21 protein-coding genes and 1 pseudogene are annotated in these 25,426 nt (G+C 60.4%); 11 read left to right on the top strand and 11 right to left on the bottom strand.

The genetic code is table 11. The features are described from left to right. Positions 1-38: 38 nt before the first annotated feature. The gene (gene pdxJ / locus ACIQU2_RS25425; protein WP_008004962.1) at positions 39-785 is read left to right on the top strand and encodes a pyridoxine 5'-phosphate synthase; all 747 of its coding nucleotides are present in this window, start codon (positions 39-41) and stop codon (positions 783-785) included. Between the two features lie 97 nt (positions 786-882). Here the strand turns inward: pdxJ and mltF are convergent, their stop codons facing one another. Then, complete coding sequence (gene mltF, locus ACIQU2_RS25430; RefSeq protein ID WP_347803220.1) at positions 883-2,343, bottom strand: membrane-bound lytic murein transglycosylase MltF; 1,461 nt, start codon at positions 2,341-2,343, stop codon at positions 883-885. Positions 2,344-2,617: 274 nt separating this feature from the next. On the opposite strand from mltF, the gene purL reads away from it, so the two are divergent. Continuing rightward, complete coding sequence (gene purL, locus ACIQU2_RS25435) at positions 2,618-6,514, top strand: phosphoribosylformylglycinamidine synthase (protein ID WP_403144809.1); 3,897 nt, start codon at positions 2,618-2,620, stop codon at positions 6,512-6,514. A gap of 20 nt (positions 6,515-6,534) precedes the next feature. Further along, positions 6,535-6,846: an NGG1p interacting factor NIF3 gene (locus ACIQU2_RS25440; protein ID WP_403144812.1), complete on the top strand. Its 312-nt coding sequence runs from the start codon at positions 6,535-6,537 to the stop codon at positions 6,844-6,846. Positions 6,847-7,042: 196 nt separating this feature from the next. Here the strand turns inward: ACIQU2_RS25440 and nagE are convergent, their stop codons facing one another. From nagE to ACIQU2_RS25475, 7 genes are all read right to left on the bottom strand, one after another. Next, positions 7,043-8,758: an N-acetylglucosamine-specific PTS transporter subunit IIBC gene (nagE, locus tag ACIQU2_RS25445; protein WP_403144814.1), complete on the bottom strand. Its 1,716-nt coding sequence runs from the start codon at positions 8,756-8,758 to the stop codon at positions 7,043-7,045. A gap of 46 nt (positions 8,759-8,804) precedes the next feature. Next, positions 8,805-11,321 (bottom strand): phosphoenolpyruvate--protein phosphotransferase, encoded by a 2,517-nt coding sequence (gene ptsP / locus ACIQU2_RS25450; RefSeq protein ID WP_403144816.1) that lies wholly within the window; start codon positions 11,319-11,321, stop codon positions 8,805-8,807. 210 nt (positions 11,322-11,531) lie between these two features. Next, on the bottom strand, positions 11,532-12,554 hold the full coding sequence (locus ACIQU2_RS25455) for an SIS domain-containing protein (RefSeq protein ID WP_403144819.1): 1,023 nt from the start codon (positions 12,552-12,554) through the stop codon (positions 11,532-11,534). Further along, on the bottom strand, positions 12,535-13,641 hold the full coding sequence (gene nagA / locus ACIQU2_RS25460; RefSeq protein WP_403144822.1) for an N-acetylglucosamine-6-phosphate deacetylase: 1,107 nt from the start codon (positions 13,639-13,641) through the stop codon (positions 12,535-12,537). Before nagA ends, ACIQU2_RS25455 begins: the two co-directional genes overlap by 20 nt. Positions 13,642-13,672: 31 nt before the next feature. Further along, positions 13,673-14,404, bottom strand: coding sequence for a GntR family transcriptional regulator (locus ACIQU2_RS25465; protein WP_403144825.1), 732 nt, complete (start codon positions 14,402-14,404; stop codon positions 13,673-13,675). Positions 14,405-14,698: 294 nt separating this feature from the next. Next, a complete protein-coding gene (locus ACIQU2_RS25470; RefSeq protein ID WP_347803227.1) occupies positions 14,699-15,202 on the bottom strand; it encodes a L,D-transpeptidase family protein in 504 nt (167 codons plus the stop codon). 64 nt (positions 15,203-15,266) lie between these two features. Next, positions 15,267-15,818, bottom strand: coding sequence for an NUDIX hydrolase (locus tag ACIQU2_RS25475; protein WP_403144827.1), 552 nt, complete (start codon positions 15,816-15,818; stop codon positions 15,267-15,269). A 146-nt stretch (positions 15,819-15,964) separates the two neighbouring features. On the opposite strand from ACIQU2_RS25475, the gene ACIQU2_RS25480 reads away from it, so the two are divergent. The 5 genes from ACIQU2_RS25480 to purT all read left to right on the top strand — a co-directional run bounded on the left by ACIQU2_RS25480 (position 15,965) and on the right by purT (position 19,251). Continuing rightward, complete coding sequence (locus tag ACIQU2_RS25480) at positions 15,965-16,564, top strand: CoA pyrophosphatase (RefSeq protein WP_403144829.1); 600 nt, start codon at positions 15,965-15,967, stop codon at positions 16,562-16,564. A 68-nt stretch (positions 16,565-16,632) separates the two neighbouring features. After that, positions 16,633-17,157 carry a gamma carbonic anhydrase family protein gene (locus tag ACIQU2_RS25485; RefSeq protein ID WP_403144832.1) on the top strand — a complete coding sequence of 175 codons (525 nt, stop codon included), beginning with the start codon at positions 16,633-16,635 and terminating at the stop codon, positions 17,155-17,157. After that, positions 17,154-17,369 (top strand): DUF1289 domain-containing protein, encoded by a 216-nt coding sequence (locus ACIQU2_RS25490; protein ID WP_403144835.1) that lies wholly within the window; start codon positions 17,154-17,156, stop codon positions 17,367-17,369. The genes ACIQU2_RS25485 and ACIQU2_RS25490 overlap by 4 nt, the downstream gene beginning before the upstream one ends. Before the next feature lie 134 nt (positions 17,370-17,503). Beyond that, positions 17,504-17,971: a preQ0 transporter gene (locus ACIQU2_RS25495; RefSeq protein ID WP_403144836.1), complete on the top strand. Its 468-nt coding sequence runs from the start codon at positions 17,504-17,506 to the stop codon at positions 17,969-17,971. A 98-nt stretch (positions 17,972-18,069) separates the two neighbouring features. Next, positions 18,070-19,251 (top strand): formate-dependent phosphoribosylglycinamide formyltransferase, encoded by a 1,182-nt coding sequence (gene purT / locus ACIQU2_RS25500; RefSeq protein ID WP_403144838.1) that lies wholly within the window; start codon positions 18,070-18,072, stop codon positions 19,249-19,251. Between the two features lie 112 nt (positions 19,252-19,363). Here the strand turns inward: purT and ACIQU2_RS25505 are convergent, their stop codons facing one another. The 3 genes from ACIQU2_RS25505 to ACIQU2_RS25515 form a co-directional block, all read right to left on the bottom strand. Beyond that, on the bottom strand, positions 19,364-20,680 hold the full coding sequence (locus ACIQU2_RS25505) for an MFS transporter (RefSeq protein WP_403144840.1): 1,317 nt from the start codon (positions 20,678-20,680) through the stop codon (positions 19,364-19,366). A 243-nt stretch (positions 20,681-20,923) separates the two neighbouring features. Next, complete coding sequence (locus ACIQU2_RS25510; protein ID WP_403144841.1) at positions 20,924-22,168, bottom strand: HlyC/CorC family transporter; 1,245 nt, start codon at positions 22,166-22,168, stop codon at positions 20,924-20,926. Between the two features lie 12 nt (positions 22,169-22,180). After that, a complete protein-coding gene (locus ACIQU2_RS25515) occupies positions 22,181-22,993 on the bottom strand; it encodes a cytochrome c biogenesis protein CcsA (protein ID WP_347805962.1) in 813 nt (270 codons plus the stop codon). 210 nt (positions 22,994-23,203) lie between these two features. Here ACIQU2_RS25515 and ffh point away from each other — a divergent pair, with 210 nt between their 5' ends. The 3 genes and pseudogenes from ffh to rimM form a co-directional block, all read left to right on the top strand. After that, on the top strand, positions 23,204-24,580 hold the full coding sequence (ffh, locus tag ACIQU2_RS25520) for a signal recognition particle protein (protein WP_347805961.1): 1,377 nt from the start codon (positions 23,204-23,206) through the stop codon (positions 24,578-24,580). Positions 24,581-24,829: 249 nt separating this feature from the next. Continuing rightward, positions 24,830-25,081: pseudogene (rpsP, locus tag ACIQU2_RS25525) on the top strand (30S ribosomal protein S16). 5 nt (positions 25,082-25,086) lie between these two features. Continuing rightward, on the top strand, positions 25,087-25,426 hold a 340-nt coding region (gene rimM / locus ACIQU2_RS25530; protein ID WP_403144843.1), incomplete at its 3' end, for a ribosome maturation factor RimM.

Raw genomic sequence — 25,426 nt, forward strand, 5'->3', positions numbered from 1 at the left:
GCTGTGCGCCGAACTTTTCCATTTTCAGGAGCGCTTCCGTGACCACCAGCAATCGCATTCTTCTTGGCGTGAACATCGACCACGTAGCCACCCTGCGGCAGGCCCGGGGCACGCGCTATCCGGATCCGGTCAAGGCAGCACTGGATGCGGAAGAGGCGGGCGCTGACGGCATTACCGTGCACCTGCGCGAAGACCGTCGGCACATTCAGGAACGCGACGTGTTGCTGCTCAAGGATGTGCTGCAAACCCGCATGAACTTCGAAATGGGCGTCACCGAAGAGATGATGGCGTTCGCCGAACGCATTCGTCCGGCGCACATTTGCCTGGTGCCTGAAACCCGTCAGGAGCTGACGACCGAAGGTGGTCTGGACGTGGCGGGTCAGGAAGCACGGATTAAAGCAGCGGTGGATCGCTTGGCGAAAATCGGCTGTGAAGTGTCGCTATTCATTGATGCTGACGAGCGGCAGATCGAAGCGTCCCGTCGTGTTGGTGCGCCGGCTATTGAGCTGCATACCGGTCGTTATGCCGATGCCGAGACGCCAACCGAAGTGGCTGAAGAGCTCAAGCGTGTGGCGGATGGCGTGGCGTTTGGTCTGGCTCAAGGTTTGATCGTCAATGCCGGTCACGGTCTGCACTATCACAACGTTGAAGCAGTGGCCGCGATCAAGGGCATCAACGAACTGAACATCGGCCACGCGCTGGTGGCTCATGCGTTGTTTGTCGGGTTCAAGTCGGCTGTTTCGGAGATGAAGGCGCTGATTCTGGCTGCTGCGTTGAAAGGCTAAGATCAAAAGATCGCAGGCTTCGCCAGCTCCTTGGTGTACACATAACCTCGTAGGAGCTGCCGAAGGCTGCGATCTTTTTTGCACCGGCCCCGCGGTATTAGAGCTGTGGGGTTTCCTGATTCGGTTTGGTCTTGTCGACCCCCGGCACATGCAGGTTGCCTTCGGCCACTTGATTGCCTTCAAGCTGCGGCTGCGTGACCCACGTCAGGATGTCGTAGTAACGACGGATGTTCGCCACGAAGTGCACCGGCTCGCCGCCTCGGGCGTAGCCATAACGGGTCTTGCTGTACCACTTTTTCTCTGACAGGCGCGGCAGGATCTTCTTCACATCCAGCCATTTGTCCGGATTCAGTCCTTCCTTGGCCGCGAGTTTGCGCGCGTCATCCAGGTGACCGCTGCCGACGTTGTAGGCCGCCAGTGCAAACCAGGTGCGATCCGGCTCTTGAATCGACTCGTCCAGCTGATCCTTCATGTAAGCCAGGTACTTGGCGCCGCCCATGATGCTCTGTTTAGGGTCGAGCCGGTTGGACACGCCCATGGCCTGCGCCGTGTTCTGGGTCAGCATCATCAGCCCGCGCACGCCGGTCTTCGACGTGACCGCCGCTTGCCATAACGATTCCTGATAGCCGACTGCTGCCAGCAGGCGCCAGTCGACTTTCTCTTTCTTGGCGTACGCTTTGAAGTGCTGTTCATACTTGGGCAGCCGTTGCTGCAAGTGCTGGGCGAAGGTGTAGGCGCCCACGTAGCCGAGGACATCGACATGTCCGTAGTAACGGTCTTTCAGGCGTTGCAGGGTGCCGTTTTTCTTCACTTTGTCGAGATACGTATTGATCTCGTTGAGCAGGCTGTTGTCGTCACCAGCGGCCACGGCCCAGCTCTGATTGCTGGCGTCGCCGAGGTCAAATGCCACTCGCACCTTGGGGAAGTAGACCTGGTTCATCGCCACTTCGTTTGAGTCGACCAGGGTCAGATCAATCTGACCTTCATCGACCATCCGCAGCAGGTCGACGACTTCAACAGCGTCGGACTCTTCGTAATCAATGCCGGGGTATTTCTTTTTCAGCTCCGCCAACTGCTCGGCGTGGGTGCTGCCCTTGAGCACCATGATCTTCTTGCCCACCAGATCCTTCGCATCGGTGGGCCGCGATTGGCCGTTGCGATAGATGATCTGCGGGGTGACTTCGAGATAGGAGTGGGAAAACCGTACCTGCTTTTTGCGCACTTCGCTGCTGACCAGGCCGGCAGCAGCGATCACCGGGCCGTTGGGTTTGCCCACCTGATTGAACAGGTCGTCGAGGTTGTCGGCGGTTTCGATTTTGAGTTCCACCCCCAGATCGTCGGCGAAGCGCTTCACCAGCTCGTATTCGAAGCCGGTTTCACCGTTGCGATCCTGAAAGTAGGTGGCGGGGCTGTTTCGGGTAACCACCCGCAGCACGCCATCCTCCTTTACGCGCTCAAGCGTGTTGGGTTTATCAACACAGCCACTGAGCACCAGGAAGAGTCCGGTTGCGATCAGCCATTTGGCGAACCGCGGACGCAAAGCCGTTGGGGAAAACATCTGCGCAGTATACGCAAAGGACCACGAGCGCCATATCTCGACAGCGAAGGGCTTGTCTGCTAGGCGGCTTAAAACCGCTCCGGAGCCCGCAGGAATGGGCTCGAGCAGCATTTTGTGACAGAAAAAATAACGCTCGGCGCGCACCTGTTTGAGGTCCGAACACCCGGCCCGACGCCCGGGTGCAGCCGCCCGTACCGTTTCGGGTGATGTCGCGGCCTGTTTAGGCTAGAATGCACGGCCTCAAAGCACACCCCTTCCCGAGGCTGTCCCGAAGATGTTGATCCTGCGCGGCGCTCCTGCCCTTTCTGCCTTTCGCCACAGCAAACTCCTTGAGCAACTGAGCCAGAAAGTTCCGGCTGTCAGTGGCTTGTATGCTGAATTCGCTCACTTCGCCGAAGTTACCGGCGTCCTGACCGGCGACGAACAGCAGGTGCTCGCGCGCCTTCTGAAGTACGGCCCAAGTGTTCCGGTACAAGAGCCGACCGGTCGTCTGTTCCTGGTGTTGCCGCGGTTCGGCACCATCTCGCCGTGGTCCAGTAAAGCCAGCGACATCGCTCGCAACTGCGGCCTGACGAAAATCCAGCGCCTGGAACGCGGCATCGCGTTCTACGTCGCCGGCCAGTTCAGCGACGCCGAAGCGCAGCTGATCTCCGATGCGCTGCACGACCGCATGACCCAGATCGTCCTCGGCAACCTTGAACAAGCCGCCGGCCTGTTCAGCCATGCCGAGCCGAAACCGCTGACCGCGATCGACGTGTTGGGTGGCGGCCGCGCCGCGCTGGAAAAAGCCAACACCGAGCTGGGCCTGGCCCTGGCCGAAGACGAGATCGATTACCTGGTCAACGCCTTCGTCGGCTTGAAGCGCAACCCCCACGACATCGAACTGATGATGTTCGCCCAGGCGAACTCCGAGCACTGCCGTCACAAGATCTTCAACGCCAGTTGGGACATCGACGGTCAGAGCCAGGAAAAAAGCCTGTTCGGCATGATCAAGAACACCTACGTGATGCACAGCGAAGGCGTTCTGTCGGCTTATAAGGACAACGCTTCGGTCATCGTCGGCAACGTCGCCGGCCGTTTCTTCCCGGACCCTGAAACCCGCCAGTACGGCGCGGTGCAGGAACCGGTGCACATCCTGATGAAAGTCGAAACGCACAACCACCCGACTGCGATTGCCCCGTTCCCGGGCGCGTCCACCGGCAGTGGCGGTGAGATTCGCGACGAAGGCGCTACCGGTCGTGGCGCCAAGCCAAAGGCTGGCCTCACCGGTTTCACCGTGTCCAACCTGCAAATCCCGGGCTTCGAACAGCCGTGGGAAGTGCCGTACGGCAAGCCTGAGCGCATCGTTACCGCGCTGGACATCATGATCGAAGGCCCACTGGGTGGCGCCGCGTTCAACAACGAATTCGGTCGTCCGGCCCTGACCGGTTACTTCCGTACCTTCGAACAGTCGATCACCACCCCGCGTGGCGACGAAGTTCGCGGTTACCACAAGCCGATCATGCTGGCCGGCGGTATGGGTAACATCCGTGCCGAACACGTGCAGAAAGGCGAGATCACCGTTGGCTCCAAGCTGATCGTCCTCGGCGGCCCGGCGATGCTGATCGGTCTGGGTGGCGGCGCCGCTTCCTCCATGGCCACCGGCACCAGCTCGGCAGACCTGGACTTCGCTTCCGTTCAGCGCGAAAACCCGGAAATGGAACGTCGCTGCCAGGAAGTCATCGACCGTTGCTGGCAACTGGGTGACAAGAACCCGATCAGCTTCATCCACGACGTCGGCGCGGGCGGTCTGTCCAACGCCTTCCCGGAACTGGTCAACGATGGCAACCGTGGCGGTCGCTTCGAACTGCGCAACATTCCAAACGACGAGCCGGGCATGGCCCCGCACGAAATCTGGAGTAACGAATCCCAGGAGCGTTACGTTCTGGCGGTCGGCCCGGCTGACTTCGAACGCTTCCAGGCGATCTGCGAGCGCGAGCGTTGCCCGTTTGCCGTTGTTGGCGAAGCCACTGCCGAGCCGCAACTGACCGTCACCGACAGTCACTTCGGCAACAGCCCGGTGGACATGCCACTGGAAGTGCTGCTGGGCAAAGCCCCGCGCATGCACCGTTCGGCCGTTCGCGAAAACGAACTGGGCGACGATTTCGATCCGTCGACCCTCGAGATTGCAGACTGCGTCGAACGCGTTCTGCATCACCCGGCCGTGGCGAGCAAAAGCTTCCTGATCACCATCGGCGACCGCACCATCACCGGCCTCGTGGCCCGCGATCAGATGGTCGGCCCGTGGCAGGTTCCGGTAGCCGACGTTGCCGTCACCGCCACCAGCTTCGACGTTTACACCGGTGAAGCCATGGCCATGGGCGAGCGTACTCCGCTGGCACTGCTGGACGCTCCGGCGTCGGGCCGTATGGCCATCGGCGAAACCCTGACCAACATCGCGGCTTCGCGCATCAACAAAATCTCCGACATCAAACTGTCGGCCAACTGGATGTCCGCTGCCGGTCACCCAGGCGAAGACGCGCGTCTGTACGACACCGTGAAAGCGGTCGGCATGGAATTGTGCCCAGAGCTGGGCATCACCATTCCGGTGGGCAAGGACTCCATGTCCATGGCCACCCGCTGGAACGACGAAGGCGTCGACAAGACCGTGACGTCGCCGATGTCGCTGATCGTGACCGGTTTCGCGCCTGTGGCTGACATCCGTCAGACCCTGACGCCGGAACTGCGCATGGACAAGGGCACCACCGACCTGATCCTGATCGATCTGGGCCGTGGCCAGAACCGCATGGGCGCCTCGATCCTGGCCCAGGTTCACGGCAAGCTCGGTTCGCAAGCGCCGGACGTCGACGACGCCGAAGACCTCAAAGCCTTCTTCGCCGTGATCCAGGGTCTCAACGCCGACGGTCACCTGCTGGCTTACCACGACCGTTCCGACGGTGGTCTGCTGACCAGCACTGTGGAAATGGCCTTCGCCGGCCACTGCGGTCTGAGCCTGAACCTCGACGGTCTGGCAGAAACCTCCGCCGACATCGCCGCAATCCTGTTCAACGAAGAACTGGGCGCTGTGATCCAGGTTCGCCAGGACGCCACTCCAGACATCCTCGCGCAGTTCAGCGCAGCTGGCCTGGGTGACTGCGTGTCGGTGATCGGTCAGCCGATGAACAACGGCCAGATCAGCATCACGTTCAACGGCGACACCGTGTTCGAAGGTCAGCGTCGTCTGCTGCAACGTCAGTGGGCTGAAACCAGCTACCAGATCCAGCGTCTGCGTGATAACGCCGACTGCGCCGAACAAGAGTTCGACGTGCTGCTTGAAGAAGACAACCCGGGCCTGAGCGTCAAGCTGAGCTACGACGTCAACCAGGACGTCGCCGCGCCTTACATCAAGAAAGGCATTCGCCCACAGGTTGCCGTACTGCGTGAGCAGGGCGTCAACGGTCAGGTAGAAATGGCGGCCGCGTTCGACCGCGCCGGTTTCAACGCGATCGACGTGCACATGAGCGACATTCTGGCCGGCCGTGTCGACCTGAACGAGTTCAAAGGTCTGGTCGCTTGCGGTGGTTTCTCCTACGGCGACGTACTGGGTGCCGGCGAAGGCTGGGCCAAGTCCGCGCTGTTCAACAGCCGCGCTCGCGATGCGTTCCAGGGCTTCTTCGAGCGTAACGACAGCTTCACCCTCGGCGTGTGCAACGGTTGCCAGATGATGTCCAACCTGCACGAGCTGATCCCGGGCCCCGAGTTCTGGCCGCACTTTGTGCGCAACCGTTCCGAGCAGTTCGAAGCGCGCGTGGCGATGGTTCAGGTTCAGGAATCGAACTCGATCTTCCTGCAAGGCATGGCCGGTTCGCGTATGCCGATCGCCATTGCTCACGGTGAAGGTCATGCCGAGTTCGCCAGCGAAGAAGCGTTGCTGGAAGCCGATCTGTCGGGTTGCGTGGCGATGCGTTTCGTCGACAACCACGGCAAGGTCACCGAAAACTACCCGGCCAACCCGAACGGCTCGCCGCGCGGGATCACAGGTTTGACCAGCCGCGACGGTCGCGTGACGATCATGATGCCTCACCCGGAGCGTGTGTTCCGCGCGGTGCAGAACTCGTGGCGTTCGGAAGACTGGAACGAAGACGCACCTTGGATGCGTATGTTCCGTAATGCGCGCGTCTGGGTAAACTAAAAGCGGGTTAACTAAGCGCCGTGTACAAGCTCAGCTTTTTTGTTCCAACCAGTCACGTCGAAGACGTGAAAAGTGCCGTATTCGCCGCCGGTGGCGGACGGATCGGCGCGTACGACCATTGCGCCTGGCAAGTGCTCGGCCTCGGCCAGTTTCACCCGTTGGATGGCAGTCAGCCGTTCATTGGTGAAGCGGGGCAGGTCGAGCAGGTTGAGGAATGGAAGGTTGAGCTTGTCGTGGCGGATGAGTTGATTCGTTCTGTGGTGTTGGCTCTGAAGCAGAGTCATCCCTACGAGACGCCGGCTTATGAGGTGTGGCGGTTGGAGGATTTCTAGTCTTCCTGGCCGCTGAAATGAAAAACCCGCTGAATTTGCGTTCAGCGGGTTTTTTGTTGCCTGAACAATCAATGAATGCACACACCCCTTGTAGGAGCTGTCGAGTGAAACGAGGCTGCGATCTTTTGATTTTGATTTTTCAAGATCAAAAGATCGCAGCCTCGTTTCACTCGACAGCTCCTACAGAGGGCGTGGGTTAAACCTTGGCACTCACCTCACTGCGATTCACCAACGCATCCAGTGCATCATTCAAACTCGATGCCTTGTCGCCAATCAGCAGATGCCAAACCCCACCGTCCAACTGGCTGATGCCCTGGCATCCCAGCGCCTTCAAATCACACTCCGACAACGCCTTGCCATCCGCCAGTTGCAACCGGATCCGGGTCATGGCGATGCAATCCATCTGCAACACGTTCTCGCCGCCACCCAAAGCGTTCAGCCATTGCTGTGCTTCTGAATTCGCCACCGCAGCAGGTTTCGGCGCATCGATTACCGCAGCGGGGGAGGAAATGATCGCGCGCCCCAAAGCAGGCATCGCCAAGCGAATCTCATCGGCAATGCTGTCGGCCATCGGCCCGACCACTACCTGCAAACTCCCACCCTTGCCCGGACGCACAACCGCCATCGCACCCAGCGCTTTCAACTCCGCATCGTTTGCCTTGCTGCGATCCACCATGTCCAGCCGCAACCGAGTGGTGCACGCACCCACGGTGATCAAATTCTGCGCACCACCCAGCGCCTTGATGTAAGCCCCGGCCCGTTCGTTGTCGGCCACGACGACTTTGTCGCCCGCTGGAATATCTTCACGCCCTGGCGTCTTGAGGTTGAAGCGGCGAATGCAGAAATCAAACACCACGTAGTAGATCACCGCATACGCCAGCCCCACCGGCACCACCAGCCAGCCATTGGTGGATTTACCCCAGCCGAGAATCATGTCGATCAAACCACCGGAAAACGTAAAGCCGAGATGGATATTCAACAGGTTGGTGATCGCCATCGACAGGCCAGTCAGCAACGCATGCACTAGATAAAGCAGCGGCGCGAGGAACATGAAGGCGAATTCGATCGGCTCAGTCACACCCGTCAAAAACGACGTCAGCGCCATCGACAGAAAGATCCCGCCCATGACCTTGCGGCGTTCCGGCAGGGCGTTACGGTACATCGCCAGGCACGCGGCGGGCAGACCGAAGATCATCATCGGGAACATGCCGGTCATGAACTGGCCGCCTTTCGGGTCACCGGCGAAGTAGCGCGACAAGTCGCCGGTGACGATGGCGCCCGTGGTCGGGTCGGTAAAGTTACCGAAGACGAACCACGCCATGTTGTTGAGGATGTGGTGCAGCCCGGTGACGATCAGCAGACGGTTGAAAACGCCAAAGACGAACGCGCCGAAGCTGCCGCTTTCCATCATCAACGTGCCGAAGCTGTTGATGCCGTGTTGGATGGGCGGCCAGATCAAGCCAAAGATGACGCCCAGGCCCACGGCGGCGAACCCGGTGACAATCGGCACGAAGCGCCGGCCGCCAAAGAACGCCAGGTATTCCGGGAGCTTGATGTCCTTGAAACGGTTGTACAGCGCGCCCGCCATCAAGCCGCTGACGATCCCGGCGAGCATGCCCATGTTGATGCTCGCGTCGAGTACCTTGAGGGTGGAGATCATCACCAGGTAGCCAATGACTCCGGCGAGGCCTGCGGTGCCGTTGTTGTCCTTGGCGAAACCAACCGCGATGCCTATGGCGAAGATCATTGCCAGGTTGGCGAAGATCACTTGGCCGGCGTCGTGGATGATCGCGATGTTCAGCAGGTCGGTGTCGCCCAGGCGCAGCAATAGGCCGGCGATCGGCAGGATCGCGATCGGCAGCATCAGCGCGCGGCCGAGGCGTTGCAGGCCTTCGATGAAGTATTGGTACATGGCGGTTCTCCCTGTGTTCTTTTTGTTTTAGAGCTGTAGTTGTTGTTCAGCTCAGAGGCCATTGCTGGTGACAGGCGTGACGCACCGCGCTGGCGCTGCTCAACTTGAGCAGGTTCTGGCTGATGCGTCGGCATTCGCTCGCGTCCAGGTGGCGGACGCGGTCCTTGATTTCACCGATCTGCACCGGGCTGACCGACAACTCGCTGACGCCCAGGCCGATCAGTACCGGCGTGGCCAGCGGATCGGAGGCCAGCGCGCCGCAGACACCGACCCAACGGTTATGCACCGCAGCACCGGCGCAGGTCTGGGCGATCAGCCGCAGCAGCGCCGGGTGCATGGCGTCGACCCGCGAGGCGAGGCCGGCGTGGTCGCGGTCCATGGCCAGGGTGTATTGCGACAAATCGTTGGTGCCGATGGACAGGAAGTCCGCGTGTTCGGCCAGTTGCTCGGCCAGCAGTGCGGCGGCGGGGACTTCGATCATCACGCCCAGCTCCGGGCGTTCACTCACACCCAATTCGGTACACAAGGCGTCGAGACGCTTACGGATGTGCAGCAACTCATCGACTTCGGTCACCATCGGCAAAAGGATCCGGCACCGGGAGAGTGGGCTGACGTGCAGCAAGGCCCGCAGTTGCTGGTCGAGCAATTCCGGACGGACCTGAGCCAGGCGAATGCCGCGCAGGCCAAGCACTGGATTGGCCTCAGCCGGCAGCGGCAAATAGTCGAGTTGTTTGTCGCCGCCGACGTCGATGGTGCGAATGATCACCGACTTGTCGCCCATGGCATCGAGCACGGCTTGATAGGCGAGGCGCTGTTCGTCTTCGTCCGGCGCGGTGCTGCGATCTACAAACAGAAATTCGGTACGCAGCAAGCCGACGCCGTCGGCGCCATTGGTCAAGGCATCAGCCGCTTCAGCGCTGGAGGCCACATTGGCGGCGACTTCAATCTGCAAACCATCGAGCGTCAGCGCCGGGGTGTGAGCCTGAGCCTGTTGCGCGGCGCGGCGCTGTTGATGATCGAGTTGTGCCTGATGCACTTCGGCCAAACGTTCGGCATTTGGCATCAGTTCGAGGCGACCGCCCTCGGCATCCAGCACAACCGCTTGGCCTTGCTGCTGATCCAGCAGCGTAGAACCCAGTGCAACCATGCACGGCAAGCCTTTGCCGCGAGCGAGAATCGCCACGTGGGAAGTCGCGCCGCCCTCGGCCATGCACAACCCGGCAACACCTTGCTGACTGAGTTGCAGCAAATCGGACGGCGTCAGTTCATGGGCCGCGACGATGGCGCCGGCCGGCACGTCGTAGTGCCAGGTTTCGCCGAGCAGAGCACGCAGTACGCGTTGTTTGAGGTCGCGCAGATCGTTGGCGCGTTCGGCCAACAACGGGCTGCCGAGTTGCTGGAGCACCTCGCACTGCACGTCAATCGATTGGCTCCAGGCGTGGGTTGCGGCCATGCCCTGGTCGATGGAGGTGTTCGCTGCGTTCAGCAATGCCGGGTCTTCGAGCAAGGCGAGGTGCGCGGCGAAGATCGCTTCTTCGTCGGTGTTTTTATGTTTCCTGGCTTGGGCCAGCGTGTGGTCGATTTCATTGCGCACAACGGTTAGCGCGGTGTCGAGAACGTGCAGCTGTTGCTCGGGATCATGGTTGCCGGCGTCCACCGGCAGGCTGATTGCGTTCAAGCGGAACAACGGGCCGCCAACCAAACCGGGGGCTGCACAAACACCGTGCAGCACGCCCGCTTCGGCAGCTCGGGTGCGTCGAGCAAGCGGTGTCGGCGCGGCGGCATGACTGTCTTCGGCTAGCGCGGTGGATAACGCGATCAGCAACGCTTGCAACGCGGCTTCGGCGTCCGGTCCCTGGCAACTGACCTGAACCTCGTCCTGCTCGCCGATGGCCAAGCCCATCAACCCGATCAAGCTGTCGCAGGTCGCCGATTTGCCAGCGAAATGCAGCTGCGATTTACTCTTGAAACCTTGCGCTGTCTGACGAATCAGCGCTGCCGGACGAGCATGCAAACCGCCACGATGGGCGATGCGAATGTGGCCGACAATTTCTTCCCCGGAGAGCTCCGCTTCGGCCTGCGCTCCAGGTGCGTGCCGACGAATGATGTGCAGCAATGGTTCGCCAACTTTCACCGACTTCAGCGTGATCGGCCGTGCCTGAAAGTCCTGGCTGTTGGTCAGGATCATCAGGCTGACCAGGCTTTTGCACTGCTGCGCGACCTTGTCCAGGTCATAGCGCAACAACGGTTGGCCGTTGCTGACCCGCGCACCTTCCTTGACCAGCATCGAGAAGCCTTCGCCCTGCAACTCGACCGTGTCGAGGCCCAGGTGCAGCAACAATTCGGCGCCGTTGTCGGCACGCAAGGTGACGGCGTGGCCGGTGCGCGCGACGTGTACCACGACGCCGGCGCACGGGGCGTGGAGGGTGTCGTTCAGCGGATCGATGGCGATCCCGTCGCCCATGGCGCCGCTGGCGAACACCGGGTCCGGGACTTTGGCGAGCGTGAGCACCGGGCCGCTGAGCGGGGCGCTGAGGGTCAGCTCTTTATTATTGTTGTGCATGGCTCGGTCTCATCAATAAAAACTACGGTTCGGATCAACTCGCCCTGTACGGATTAACTTTCCCTTGTAGGAGCTGACGAGTGAAACGAGGCTGCGATCTTTTGATCTTGCTCTTTAAAAACAACGTCAAAAGATCGCAGCCTCGTTTCACTCGCCAGCTCCTACGGGGGTTATTCGTCCGCCAGCAAATAGGGATGGATACCAATCGGTTCAGTGGGTGCGCGTCACTTTGCTCAAGTGACGCGGCTGGTCCGGGTCCATGCCTCGGGCGACCGCCAAACCGGCGGCCATGACGTAGAAACTCTGGATTGCCAGAATCGGGTCGAGGGCCGGGTGCTCGGCGCGGGTCAGGGTGAGGTCGCGTTCGGCAATGTCATCCGGTGCGGCCAGCAATACGCGGGCACCGCGCTGGCGCATGTCGGCGGCGAGGCTCAGCAAACCGGCCTGTTCGGCACCGCGAGGGGCGAAGATCAGCAGTGGATAATTTTCGTCGATCAACGCCATCGGGCCGTGACGGACTTCGGCGCTGCTGAAGGCTTCGGCCTGGATCGCCGAGGTTTCCTTGAATTTCAACGCGGCTTCCTGGGCGATGGCGAAACCGGCGCCACGGCCAATCACCATCAGACGCTGACAATCGCGCAGGGCATCGATGGCCAGGCTCCAATCCTGTTTTGCCGCCTCGCGCAAACCTTCCGGCAGTGCGAGGCCGGCCTCCAGCAATTCCGTGTCCTCTTTCCAGTGGGCGATCAGACGGGCGCTGGCGCTGAGGGTGGCGATAAAACTCTTGGTCGCGGCGACGCTGCTTTCGGTGCCGGCGCACAGCGGCAGGCTGAACTCACACGCGGCCTCCAGCGGGGAACTCTCGGCGTTGACCATCGAGATGCTCAGGGCGCCGCGCTTGCGCATCAGACGCATGCTGTTCACCAGATCGGGACTTTGCCCGGACTGCGAGAAGGCGAACGCCACTTGGCCGCTGACCTTCAGCGGTGCTTGCAGCATGGTCACCACCGACATCGGCAACGACGCCACCGGGAAGCCCAATTGCTGCATGGTCAGGTAGGCGAAGTAACTGGCGGCATGATCGGAGCTGCCGCGAGCGACGGTCATCGCCACTTGCGGCGGCTGACGACGCAGGCGCCCGGCGATCTCGATCATCTGCGGGTCGAGCTGCTGCAATTGGGTTTGCACGGCCTCAAATGAGGACAGCGCCTCTTCAAGCATTTTTGAAGTCAATGTCTTCTCCTTCGACCATGACGGCGGTCAGTGTGAGTGAGCGATCGAGGCGTACGCAGTCAGCCCAGCTGCCAGTTGCTAGACGGCCGCGCTCGGTGATGCCGAGGTAGTCGGCGGGGAATTGCGAAAGACGTTGCGAGGCCTCGGCGATCGGCAAACCGATCTTCACCAGATTGCGCAGGGCCTGATCCATGGTCAGCGTGCTGCCGGCCAGCGTGCCGTCGGGCAAGCGCACACCGCCCAGGCATTTGGTCACCGTGTGGCTGCCGAGCTTGTATTCACCATCGGGCATGCCAGCGGCGGCGGTGGAATCGGTGACGCAATACAGGCATGGGATCGAACGCAGGGCCACACGGATGGCGCCGGGGTGCACGTGCAGTAAATCCGGAATCAACTCGGCGTATTTGGCGTGAGCCAGTGCCGCGCCGACGATGCCCGGCTCGCGGTGATGCAGCGGGCTCATGGCGTTGTAGAGGTGAGTGAAGCTGCTGGCGCCGGCGTTCAGCGCGGCAACGCCTTCCTCGTAGCTGCCGAGGGTGTGGCCGATTTGCATGCGCACGCCGCGAGCGCTGAGGGCGCGGATCAACGCATCGTGGCCGGCGATTTCCGGGGCGATGGTGATCACCCGGATCGGCGCCAGTGCCAGGTATTCTTCGACTTCGGCCATCAACGCGGTGTGGGCGAAATTCGGTTGGGCACCTAGTTTGCCGGGGTTGATGTACGGGCCTTCCAAGTGCACGCCGAGGACGCGGGCGCTGCCTTTCGGTCGCTGCTCGCAGAACTCGCCGACGTCCTTGAGCACTCGCGAAATCTCTTCGTTCGGCGCAGTCATGGTGGTCGCCAGCAGCGACGTGGTGCCAAACCGCACGTGGGTTTTGGTGATGGTCTCGAAGGCGGTTGCGCCTTCCATGATGTCTTTGCCGCCGCCGCCATGAACGTGCAGGTCGATGAAACCTGGCAGCAGGTAAGGCAGGTCGTTGTCGGCCGGATCGCACGGTTGGCCTTCGATCGACACGACCTTGCCGTGTTCGTGAATCAGCCGGCCGCGAACCCAGCCGTGGGCGGTGAGGATGTTGTCTTCGGACATGATGGGTTCTCTCGTTTAGCGGCGTGGCTGATCAGCGGCGCAGCTCTGCAACAAAGTCGTAGTAGTCGTTGCGGCAATAGGTGTCGGTGACTTCGATCGGCGTGTTGTCTTCGAGGTAGCCGACACGGGTCATCAGCAGCATGGCGGTGCCGGGGGCGATGCCCACCAGGGCGGCGAATTCATCCGAGGCGTTGATCGCCTGAATGTGCTGCAGGGCGCGGACAATCGGCTTGCCAATGCCGTCGAGGTATTCGTAGAGGGAGTCGCCCACCGCTTGTGGCTTGGGAATGATCGAGGCGGGCAGGGTGCTCATCTCGATCGCCATCACCGTGTCGTCGGCTTTACGCAGACGCTTGAGCCGCGCGACCTTGTCGTTCGGCGAGAGGCTGAGGCGGATCAGTTCTTCGTGGGTCGGCGGAGTGATTTCACGCTCCAGCCATTGCGAGCCGGGGACGAAACCTTTCAGGCGCAGCATCTCGCTGAAACCCGAGAGGCGCGACAGCGGTTGTTCCAGGCGTGGGGTGATAAAGGTGCCGGAACCCTGGTTGCGGCGGATCAGGCCTTGCTCGAACAGAACTTCCAGCGCTTTGCGGGCGGTGACGCGGGAGATGCCCAGCATCTCGCTGAGGTTGCGCTCCGACGGCATGGCCTGTTCGGCTTTCCACTGACCGGCATGGATCGCCGCTTCCAGATTGCGCGCCAGTTGCAGGTACAACGGCGTGGGCTGGGTGTCGTCAGGGCGTAGGGCCTGGAGGTCATTCATGTGTGTTTTGTCCGATGCGGATATTGGAGTGTTGTCGCCCGGTGGTGGGACGAAACCTAATACCACTTAAATACCATGTCAATGCCAGTACTTTGCTATGGGCGCGAGAAGGCCTGCCCAATTGGGTAGGCTGAAGGGCTGTAGGTTTGAAGTGGTATTAGAGGTGGGGATTTCAACAGCAAAGATCGCAGCCCTCGGCAGCTCCTAGGGGTGAAATTGGTATCTACCCGGTAGGAGCTGCCGAAGGCTGCGATCTTTTGAATTTATTTTTCGAGGAGCGACCGAAGGTAGCCGTTACGGACGGATTTCGATCATCGTGCCGTCCGGGACCAGATTCCAGACTTCGCGCATGTCCATATTGCGCATAGCGATGCAGCCGTCGGTCCAGTCCAGCGTGTGGAACAGGTCTTCGGGGTTTTCTTCGGTGTCCGGGGTGCCGTGGATCATGATCATGCCACCGGGCTCGACGCCTTCGCGCCGGGCGCGGACGGAGTCACTGATGTTCGGGTAGGAGATGTGCATCGACAGGTTGAAACGGTCACTGGTCTTGCGCCAGTCCATCCAATAAAAACCTTCAGGCGTGCGTTTGTCGCCTTCCATGAGTTTCGGGCCGATCGGTCTTTTTCCCAATGAGATGCGATAGGTCTTGAGCGGCTTGCCGTCATTGATCAATTGCAATTGGTGGGCGGATTTGAGAACCAGGATTTTTTCGATGACTTTGCCGTCCAGGGTTTCCGCAACGGAAGCCTGGGAGATAGCGACAAATGACAAGCAAAACAGGGCAAGCAGCCAGCGCATTGAAACGATATCCCTAAGAGGTGTCGCGACTATTTAGTTATAGGTGATTTTAGAACAAGGTGCTTTATGTGATGGCAGGCTGGGCAAGCGGTGGGATCGACTCGGACCGCACGGGGTAGACCTCGGTCCGCCGGTCAGTGAAGAAGCATTCTAAGGTACGGCCCACCGTGCGGAAAGCCAGCTCGGACCAAGGGATGTCGGCTTCTTCGAAAAGCTGCACTTCCAGGCTCTCTTGACCGGCGCAAAAGTCCAGGTCCACCAGTTCGGCGCGGAAGAATACATGCACCTGGCTGATGTGCGGCACGTCGATCAACGTATAGAGGGTCAGGTTGCGCACCCGCGCGCAGGCTTCTTCGGCCGTCTCGCGAATGGCCGCCTGCTCGATGGTTTCACCGTTTTCCATGAAACCGGCGGGCAGGGTCCAATAACCGAGCCGAGGCTCGATGGCGCGTCGGCACAGCAAGACCTTGGAGCCCCAGGTCGCCACGCAACCGGCGACGATATTGGGGTTCTGGTAGTGAATCGCCTGACAGCTGTCACAGACAAAACGCAGGCGCGAATCGCCCTCGGGAATGCGCTGGGTCACCGGGTTGCCGCACTGACTGCAAAATTTCATGCTTGGGTTCCTGAATGCTGCGCCTATCTTCGCGTGCGGCGGTGTCTGTCGGCAAGTTGTCGTTTAGCGACATGCAGTGGTTATGGGGTTGGGCGGTCGGTTCGATTGGTGCATGATGCAAAGTAGAGAACAAATCGAGAAGACTCATGCTGGACGAGCTACTTCACCGGGTAAGCAACCACACGCCGCTAACCCTGGAAACCGACCGGCGTTTCCCCGAAGCCGCGGTATTAGTGCCCATCACCCGCAGTGACGAACCTGAACTGGTTCTGACCCTGCGCGCCAGCGGGCTCTCGACCCATGGTGGTGAAGTGGCCTTTCCCGGTGGGCGACGCGACCCCGAAGACCCGGACCTTATTTTCACTGCGCTACGTGAGGCCCAGGAAGAAATTGGCCTGCCGCCGGGGCTGGTTGAAGTGATCGGCCCGCTGAGCCCGTTGATCTCCCTGCACGGCATCAAGGTCACCCCCTATGTCGGTGTGATTCCGGACTTTGTCGAGTACCAGGCCAACGACGCCGAGATCGCCGCAGTCTTCAGCGTACCGCTGGAGTTCTTCCGCAAGGATCCGCGCGAACACACCCATCGCATCGATTACGAGGGCCGCAGTTGGTACGTGCCGAGCTATCGCTATGGCGAGTACAAAATCTGGGGCCTCACGGCGATTATGATCGTCGAGTTGATCAACCTGCTCTATGACGCCAAAATCAGCCTGCATCACCCGCCCAAGACCTCTATCAACACCTGATGCCATCGCTCGTATGGCCTGAACCCTGCTTTTTCCAAGTGAGCCTGCCAGGCCTTGAGGACAATAAGATGAAATATCACCTGGGCGACGCCCGCGTCGAAACCCATCCGCAGAGCTGGGTCGCACCCAATGCCGTGCTGGTGGGTAAGGTCAAACTGGAAGAGGGCGCCAACGTCTGGTTCAACGCTGTGCTGCGTGGCGACAACGAGTTGATCCTGATCGGCAAGAACAGCAACGTCCAGGACGGCACGGTGATGCACACTGACATGGGTTACCCGTTGACCATCGGCACCGGCGTGACCATCGGCCATAACGCCATGCTTCATGGCTGCACGGTGGGCGATTACAGCTTGATCGGGATTAACGCGGTGATCCTCAACGGCGCGAAAATCGGCAAGAACTGCATCATCGGCGCCAACTCACTGATCGGTGAGGGCAAGGAGATTCCAGACGGTTCGCTGGTCATGGGCTCCCCCGGCAAAGTGGTGCGCGAGCTGACCGAGCCGCAGAAAAAAATGCTCGAGGCCAGCGCTGCTCACTATGTGCATAACTCGCAACGTTATGCCCGCGATCTGGTTGAGCAGGAAGAATGAGCGCCACTGAACGGCCGGTGCTATCGCCCTGCGTGAACATTTGCGCGTTGGACGACGATGACATTTGCACCGGGTGTCAGCGCACAGTGGAAGAGATCACGCGCTGGAGCCGGATGGACAACGAGGAGCGCCGCAAGGTGTTGGGGTTGTGTCATGAGCGGGCTAAATCCAGCGGCATTCTCTGGATGCTAGGCAAAACATCAGACCTGTAGGAGCTGACGAGTGCAACGAGGCTGCGATCTTTTGATCTTGCCTTTAAAAACAACGTCAAAAGATCGCAGCCTCGTTGCACTCGTCAGCTCCTACGGTACCCTGTGCGCCAAATTGACAGGTATCCCCACGCCCCATGTTCTTCCTGATCGCTTATATCAGCAGCGTCGTGCTGATCAACTACGCCTTTTCCACCGCTCCGCACCTGGACATCATCTGGTCAGCCTGGGGTGGTTTGGTCTTCGTTTTGCGCGACATGGTGCAAACCCGTTTCGGCCATGGCGCGATCGCGGCGATGCTGGCAGCGCTGGTGTTGTCCTACGTGACGTCCGATCCTTCCATCGCGCTGGCCAGCGCCACGGCGTTCGCGGTGTCCGAATGCATCGACTGGCTGGTGTTCAGCATCACCAAGCGTCCCTTGCACGACCGCCTGTGGATAAGTTCGGCCCTGAGCATTCCCCTCGATACCTTCATCTTCTTCGGCATGATCGATGCGTTCACCCCGGGCGTAGTTCTCACCGCCATGGGCTCGAAGTTCGCCGGCGTGACGGCCGTGTGGCTGATCATGGCCTGGCGCTTGCGCAAGCAGGCCGTCGTCAGCTGAAGCCAAACCCCTCGGTTCATGTAAAATGCCGCGCTTTCTCCCCATGGGAAGCGCGCCAGGCGCTGCGACCCTCGATGATCGCTTCTTGAGGACCTGAGATGACCCGTATCGGAACTCCATTGTCGCCAACCGCGACCCGCGTATTACTGTGTGGCTGTGGCGAGTTGGGCAAGGAAGTGGTGATCGAGCTGCAACGTCTGGGCGTTGAAGTGATTGCCGTGGATCGCTACGCCAATGCCCCGGCCATGCAGGTCGCCCATCGCAGCCATGTGATCAACATGCTAGACGGCGCCGCCCTGCGTGCCGTGATCGAAGCCGAAAAGCCGCATTTCATCGTGCCGGAAATCGAAGCCATTGCCACCTCGACCCTCGTGGAACTGGAAGCCGAAGGCTTCACCGTGATCCCGACCGCTCGTGCTGCGCAACTGACCATGAACCGCGAAGGCATCCGTCGCCTGGCCGCTGAAGAACTGGACCTGCCCACCTCGCCGTACCACTTCGCCGACACCTTTGAGGATTACAGCAAGGCTGTCGAAGACCTCGGCTTCCCATGTGTGGTTAAACCGGTGATGAGCTCGTCGGGCAAAGGCCAGAGCCTGCTGCGTAGCGTCGATGACGTGCGCAAAGCCTGGGATTACGCTCAAGAAGGCGGCCGTGCCGGTAAAGGCCGCGTGATCATCGAAGGCTTTATCGACTTCGACTACGAAATCACCCTGTTGACCGTGCGTCACGTTGGCGGCACTACGTTCTGTGCGCCAGTCGGCCACCGTCAGGAGAAGGGCGACTATCAGGAATCCTGGCAGCCACAAGCCATGAGCCCGATTGCCCTGGCCGAATCCGAGCGCGTTGCCAAAGCCGTCACTGAAGCCTTGGGTGGCCGTGGTCTGTTTGGTGTTGAGCTGTTCATCAAAGGTGATCAGGTGTGGTTCAGCGAAGTCTCGCCGCGTCCACATGACACCGGTCTGGTGACGTTGATTTCCCAGGACCTGTCGCAGTTCGCGTTGCACGCACGGGCGATTCTGGGCCTGCCGATTCCATTGATCCGTCAGTTCGGCCCTTCGGCTTCGGCGGTGATTTTGGTGGAAGGGCAGTCTACCCAGACGGCTTTCGCCAATCTTGGTGCTGCGTTGAGCGAGCCGGATACGGCGTTGCGTCTGTTCGGCAAGCCTGAGGTGAATGGTCAGCGTCGGATGGGTGTGGCGTTGGCGCGGGATGAGTCAATTGACGCTGCTCGTGCTAAAGCGACCCGCGCTTCTCAAGCTGTCGTAGTCGAGCTGTAACCGCGGCGCGACTATCGCGGGCAAGCCCGCTCCCACAGGGTTTTCGGTTGAGCACAAATTTTGTGTATATCAGAAATCCTGTGGGAGCGGGCTTGCCCGCGATGGCGTCTTATCAGGTCACCCGATTCAGATCGTTATTGCGCGTCTCCTTCAGGCACAGCACAGCAATCAAGCTCAGCGCCGCCGCCCCCGACACATACCCGCCGACATAACTCAAACCGCCCATCGCCACCAGCTTCTGTGCGAAGAATGGCGCCGCCGAGGCCCCGACAATGCCGCCCAGGTTGTAGGCCGCCGACGCACCGGTATAGCGAACGTGAGTCGGAAACAGCTCCGGCAGCAGCGCGCCCATTGGCGCAAACGTCACGCCCATTAGAAACAGCTCGATGCACAGGAACAGCGCCACGCCCCAGGTCGAACCTTGGGTCAGCAGCGGCTCCATCAGGAAGCCGGACAGAATCGCCAGCACACCGCCGATGATCAGCACCGGTTTGCGCCCGTAACGATCACTGGCCCAGGCCGACAGCGGCGTAGCGGCGGCCATGAATAGCACGGCGAAGCACAGCAGCGCGAGGAAGGTCTCGCGGGTGTAGCCGAGCGTCGACACGCCATAGCTTAGCGAAAACACTGTCGAGATATAGAACAGCGCGTAGCACACCACCATCGACCCGGCCCCCAGCAGCATCGGCGCCCAGTACTGACTCAGCAACTCGACCAGCGGGATCTTCACCCGCTCCTGGCGAGCCATTGCGTTGGCAAACACCGGGGTTTCGTGAAGCTTGAGGCGCACGTACAGACCGACCATTACCAGCGCGGCACTGAGCAGGAACGGAATCCGCCAGCCCCACGAGCGGAACTGTTCGTCGTTCAGGGTCATGGCCAGCGTAAGAAACAGGCCGTTGGCCGCGAGGAAGCCGATCGAGGGGCCAAGCTGCGGGAACATGCCGAACCAGGCGCGTTTGCCCTTTGGCGCATTCTCCGTCGCCAGCAGCGCCGCGCCGCCCCATTCACCGCCCAGTCCCAGGCCCTGGCCGAAGCGCAGCACGCAGAGCAGGATCGGCGCCCAGGCCCCAATGCTGTCGTAGCCCGGGAGTACGCCGATCAGCGTAGTGCATACGCCCATCAGCAGCAGCGAGGCAACCAGCGTCGACTTGCGCCCGATGCGGTCACCGAAGTGGCCGAAAAGCGCCGATCCCAGCGGTCGAGCCAGGAAGGCGATGCCGAAGGTGAGGAACGCCGACAGCATCTGGGCCGTGCCGGAGGTTTGCGGAAAGAACACCGGACCGATCACCAGTGCAGCGGCAGTGGCATAGACGTAGAAGTCGTAGAACTCGATGGCGGTGCCGATGAAACTCGCGGTCGCCACGCGGGTGGCGGAGTTCGTCGGTTGCGCAGGCGCGGTGTCGTTATAAGTCGTGCTGGTCGTCATGCGGTTATCCCTGACAGTCATGTGCCCCAGTGGAGCGAATTATTATGGTCGAACACCCAGGGATGTGGGCTTAACGCAGAGTGCGGGTAGCACTTGGGTATGGCGGGGCTTGGGTAAGCGGTTCGATTATAGGAAGGAGGCTAATGATTCAACAAGGGCAAAAAGATCGCAGCCTTTGGCAGCTCCTGCATCTGGAATGCGCTCCCCTGTAGGAGCTGCCGAAGGCTGCGATCTTTTAGCGATCTATCGTGCAGGTACAACCGCTGGGGCCGAACTCGTATGCCAGATCAGCACCCGCGTGACCCGATTGTCTTCCGTCTCCAGAATCTCCAGGCGGTAACGCCCGATCTTCAGGCATACCGCACTTTCCGGAATGGTCTCCAGCGCCTCGGTCACCAACCCGTTGAGGGTTTTCGGACCATCGCTGGGCAGGTGCCAGCCAAGGCTTTTGTTCAATTCGCGAATCGACGCCGCACCTTCGATCACCAGGCGGCCATCCGCCTGTGGATGGATGTGCGGGTTATCCAGGCTGTGCTGGCTTTCGAACTCGCCGACGATTTCTTCGAGAATGTCTTCCAGGGTCACGACACCTAGCACTTCGCCGTACTCGTCGACCACTATGCCCAGTCGTCGCTGTTGTTTGTGGAAATTCAACAGCTGCAGTTGCAACGGGGTGCTTTCCGGCACGAAGTAGGGGTCGTGACAGGCTGCCAGCAGTGCTTCTCGGGTCAGACTGGCGTCGGACAGCAGATGGCGGATCTGCCGGGTATTGAGCACTGCCTCGACCTGATTGATGTCGCTGTGGAAAACCGGCAAGCGCGTGCGTTTATTGGCGCGAAGCTGCTCAATGATTTCCTCGAGGGAGTCGTCCAGATTGACCCCTTCGACGTCACTGCGTGGCACCAGAATGTCGTTGACCGTGATGTTGTCCAGCGCATGGATGCCTGACAGCGGGTGTGGGCGGCAGACGGCGTGTTCGTGATCGTCGTGCCGATCGTTCGGCGCCTCGTCTTCGCTCTGCTGCACCACGTTGACTTTGCGGGCGAACGGTCGCATCAGCAGTTGGCTTATGCCATTGAGCAACCAGGCGGCGGGATAGATGATTTTCAGTGGCGCGCCAAGCAAGGTGTTGCCCAGGGCCAGGACTGCGTCCGGATAACGGACGGCGAGGGTGCGCGGCAGGTAGTCGGCGAACACCAGAAGCACGGCGCCAGCCCCCAGGCAGGCCACCCATGGACCGTTTTCCGCCCAAGTGAAAATCGCCAGCAAGGTGCTGATGACCACGACCAGTGCGCGGCACAGGGTGTTGCAGAGGATCAGGCTATTGAGCGAAAAGCTCAGCTTTGCCACCGGCTTGTCGCTCGAACGCGAAGCTGCCCGCTGGGCGAGCAAGTACTGTTGCGCAGCTTCGATGGCGGTAAACAGCCCCGACCATAAAATCAGCAGGGCCACTACCGCGAGCATCGGCCCTATGGGCAAGTCGTCCATTAATGCCGCCCGTCAGATATGCAGGATGTATTCACGAACCAGCTTACTGCCGAAATACGCCAGCATCAGCAGGCAGAAACCGGCGAGGGTCCAGCGAATGGCCTTGTGTCCGCGCCAGCCGAGGCGATTACGGCCCCAGAGCAGCACGCTGAAGACGATCCAGGCGAGGCATGCCAGCAAGGTTTTGTGCACCAGGTGCTGGGCGAAAAGGTTGTCGACGAACAGCCAGCCGGAGATCAGCGACAGCGACAGCAGGGTCCAGCCGGCCCAGAGGAAACCGAACAGCAGGCTTTCCATGGTTTGCAGCGGCGGGAAGTTCTTGATCAGGCCGGACGGGTGCTTGTGCTTGAGCTGATGGTCTTGAACCAGCAGCAGCAACGCCTGGAATACCGCGATGGTGAACATGCCGTAGGCGAGGATCGACAACAATATGTGGGCGAGGATGCCCGGTTCTTCGTCGATGATCTGCACTGTGCCGGCGGGGGCGAACTGTGCGAGCAGCACGGTGGCGGCGCCGAGCGGGAACAGCAATATAAGCAGGTTTTCCACCGGGATCCGCGAGCAGGCCAACAGCGTCAGGGCAATCACCGCGGCGGCAATCAGGCTGGCGGCGCTGAAAAAATCCAGGCCCAGGCCAATCGGTGTCAGCAGGTGGGTGAACAGACTGGCGCTATGAGCCAGCACGGCGAGCACGCCGAGCGTGACCAGCAGGCGTTTGTTCGCCTTGGCACCGGTGGCCAGACGAGTGCCCTGATAGAGGGTCGCAGCGGCATATAAGCTGGCGGCGGCGAGGGTAGTTAGCAAACTGGGTGACAAGGGGAGCATAAATCCTGTTAGGCAAGCCCGAAAGGCGCTGAGTTTGGCATAGAACCCCCGCAGCACGAAAGACCATGCAACCTGACGACGAGGTGTCCGCCAGACGCAGTCTTCGCTATAATCCGCGACCTGCCCACGCCGCAGGCTCGCCGAGCACATGTTTATTCCGGTCTGGGCCGCCATTATCCCGGTCTACACAGGGCCTGAAAGGATCGCGCAATGTTTGAAAACTTAACCGACCGTCTCTCGCAGACGCTGCGCCATGTCACCGGCAAGGCCAAGCTGACCGAAGACAACATCAAAGACACCCTGCGTGAAGTGCGCATGGCGTTGCTCGAAGCTGACGTCGCCTTGCCGGTGGTGAAAGACTTCGTCAATTCGGTCAAGGAACGCGCCGTCGGCACCGAGGTGTCGCGCAGCCTGACGCCGGGCCAGGCCTTCGTGAAGATCGTCCAGGCCGAACTCGAAAGCCTGATGGGTGCGGCCAACGAAGACTTGAACCTGAGCGCCGTTCCTCCGGCCGTCGTGCTGATGGCCGGTTTGCAGGGGGCGGGTAAAACCACCACCGTCGGCAAGCTCGCGCGCTTCCTCAAAGAGCGCAAGAAGAAGTCGGTCATGGTCGTGTCTGCGGACGTTTACCGTCCGGCGGCGATCAAGCAGCTGGAAATGCTCGCGGGTGAAGTCGGCGTAACCTTCTTCCCGTCCGACCTGAGCCAGAAGCCGGTCGACATCGCGCAAGCGGCTATTAAAGAAGCAAAACTGAAGTTCATCGACGTGGTCATCGTCGATACCGCCGGTCGCCTGCACATCGATGAAGAGATGATGGGCGAGATCAAGGCCCTGCATGCCGCGATCGACCCGGTCGAAACGCTGTTCGTGGTCGATGCCATGACCGGTCAGGACGCCGCCAACACGGCCAAGGCCTTTGGCGACGCGCTGCCGCTGACCGGTGTGATCCTGACCAAGGTCGACGGCGACGCCCGTGGCGGTGCTGCACTGTCGGTGCGCGCAATCACCGGCAAGCCGATCAAGTTCATCGGTATGGGCGAGAAGAGCGACGCGCTCGAGCCGTTCCATCCTGAGCGTATTGCTTCACGCATCCTCGGTATGGGCGACGTGCTCAGTCTGATCGAGCAGGCCGAACAGACCCTCGACAAGGACAAGGCCGACAAACTGGCCAAGAAGCTGAAAAAGGGCAAGGGCTTCGACCTCGAAGACTTCCGCGATCAGCTGCAACAGATGAAAAACATGGGCGGCCTCGGCGGCCTCATGGACAAACTGCCAAACATGGGCGGTATGAACCTGGCGCAGATGGGTAACGCCCAAGGCGCGGCAGAGAAACAGTTCAAGCAGATGGAAGCCATCATCAATTCCATGACCCCGGCCGAGCGCCGCGACCCTGAGATGATCAGTGGTTCGCGCAAACGCCGGATCGCCATGGGTTCCGGCACTCAGGTGCAGGACATCGGTCGCTTGATCAAGCAGCACAAGCAGATGCAGAAGATGATGAAGAAGTTCTCCGCTAAAGGCGGAATGGCCAAAATGATGCGCGGCATGGGCGGTATGTTGCCCGGCGGCGGCATGCCGAGAATGTAAATAATTTACGCAGGGGCTTGCCCTTGCACCTCCCACACGGAAGTGGGATCTCCAGCAAACCCGCACTTGGCGGGAGCTGACTGGCCGTTTTCAACGACGGCTCTATAGCAAATCTTGATGGCGGCCGATAGGCAGCCGGAAAAAGACATTTGCAAAAGTCCGGATATTCCTTAGAATATGCGGCCTTTCGGGCACCTATGCCCGCTGTGCCTTTAGATTTGCAGCACCGACTACAGGAACGATGTTCACATGCTAACAATCCGTCTTGCCCTTGGCGGCTCCTAAAAGCGCCCGTTTTACCACTTGACCGTAACCGACAGCCGCAACCCGCGCGACGGTTCGCACAAGGAACAGGTTGGTTTCTTCAACCCTGTTGCTCGTGGTCAAGAAGTCCGTCTGTCCGTGAACCAAGAGCGCGTAGCCTACTGGCTGAGCGTTGGTGCACAACCTTCTGAGCGTGTTGCTCAGTTGTTGAAGGACGCGGCTAAGGCTGCGGCCTGAGCAATATGAACGCGACGCCAGCTGTTGCTGATGATTTGATCGTTATCGGCAAAATTTATTCGGTTCATGGCGTTCGCGGCGAAGTGAAGGTGTATTCCTTTACTGATCCGACTGAAAACCTGTTGCAGTACAAAACCTGGACGCTCAAGCGCGAAGGTAATGTGAAACAGGTCGAGCTGGTCAGCGGACGTGGGAACGACAAGTTCCTGGTCGCAAAGCTCAAGGGTCTTGATGATCGTGAAGAAGCGCGTCTTCTGGCCGGTTATGAGATCTGCGTGCCGCGCAACCTGTTCCCTGAATTGACCGACGGCGAGTACTTGTGGTACCAGCTGGAAGGTCTGAAGG

It is taken from the genome of Pseudomonas sp. NPDC098740 (genome assembly GCF_044760065.1).
Classification (GTDB): Bacteria; Pseudomonadota; Gammaproteobacteria; order Pseudomonadales; family Pseudomonadaceae; genus Aquipseudomonas; species Aquipseudomonas rossensis.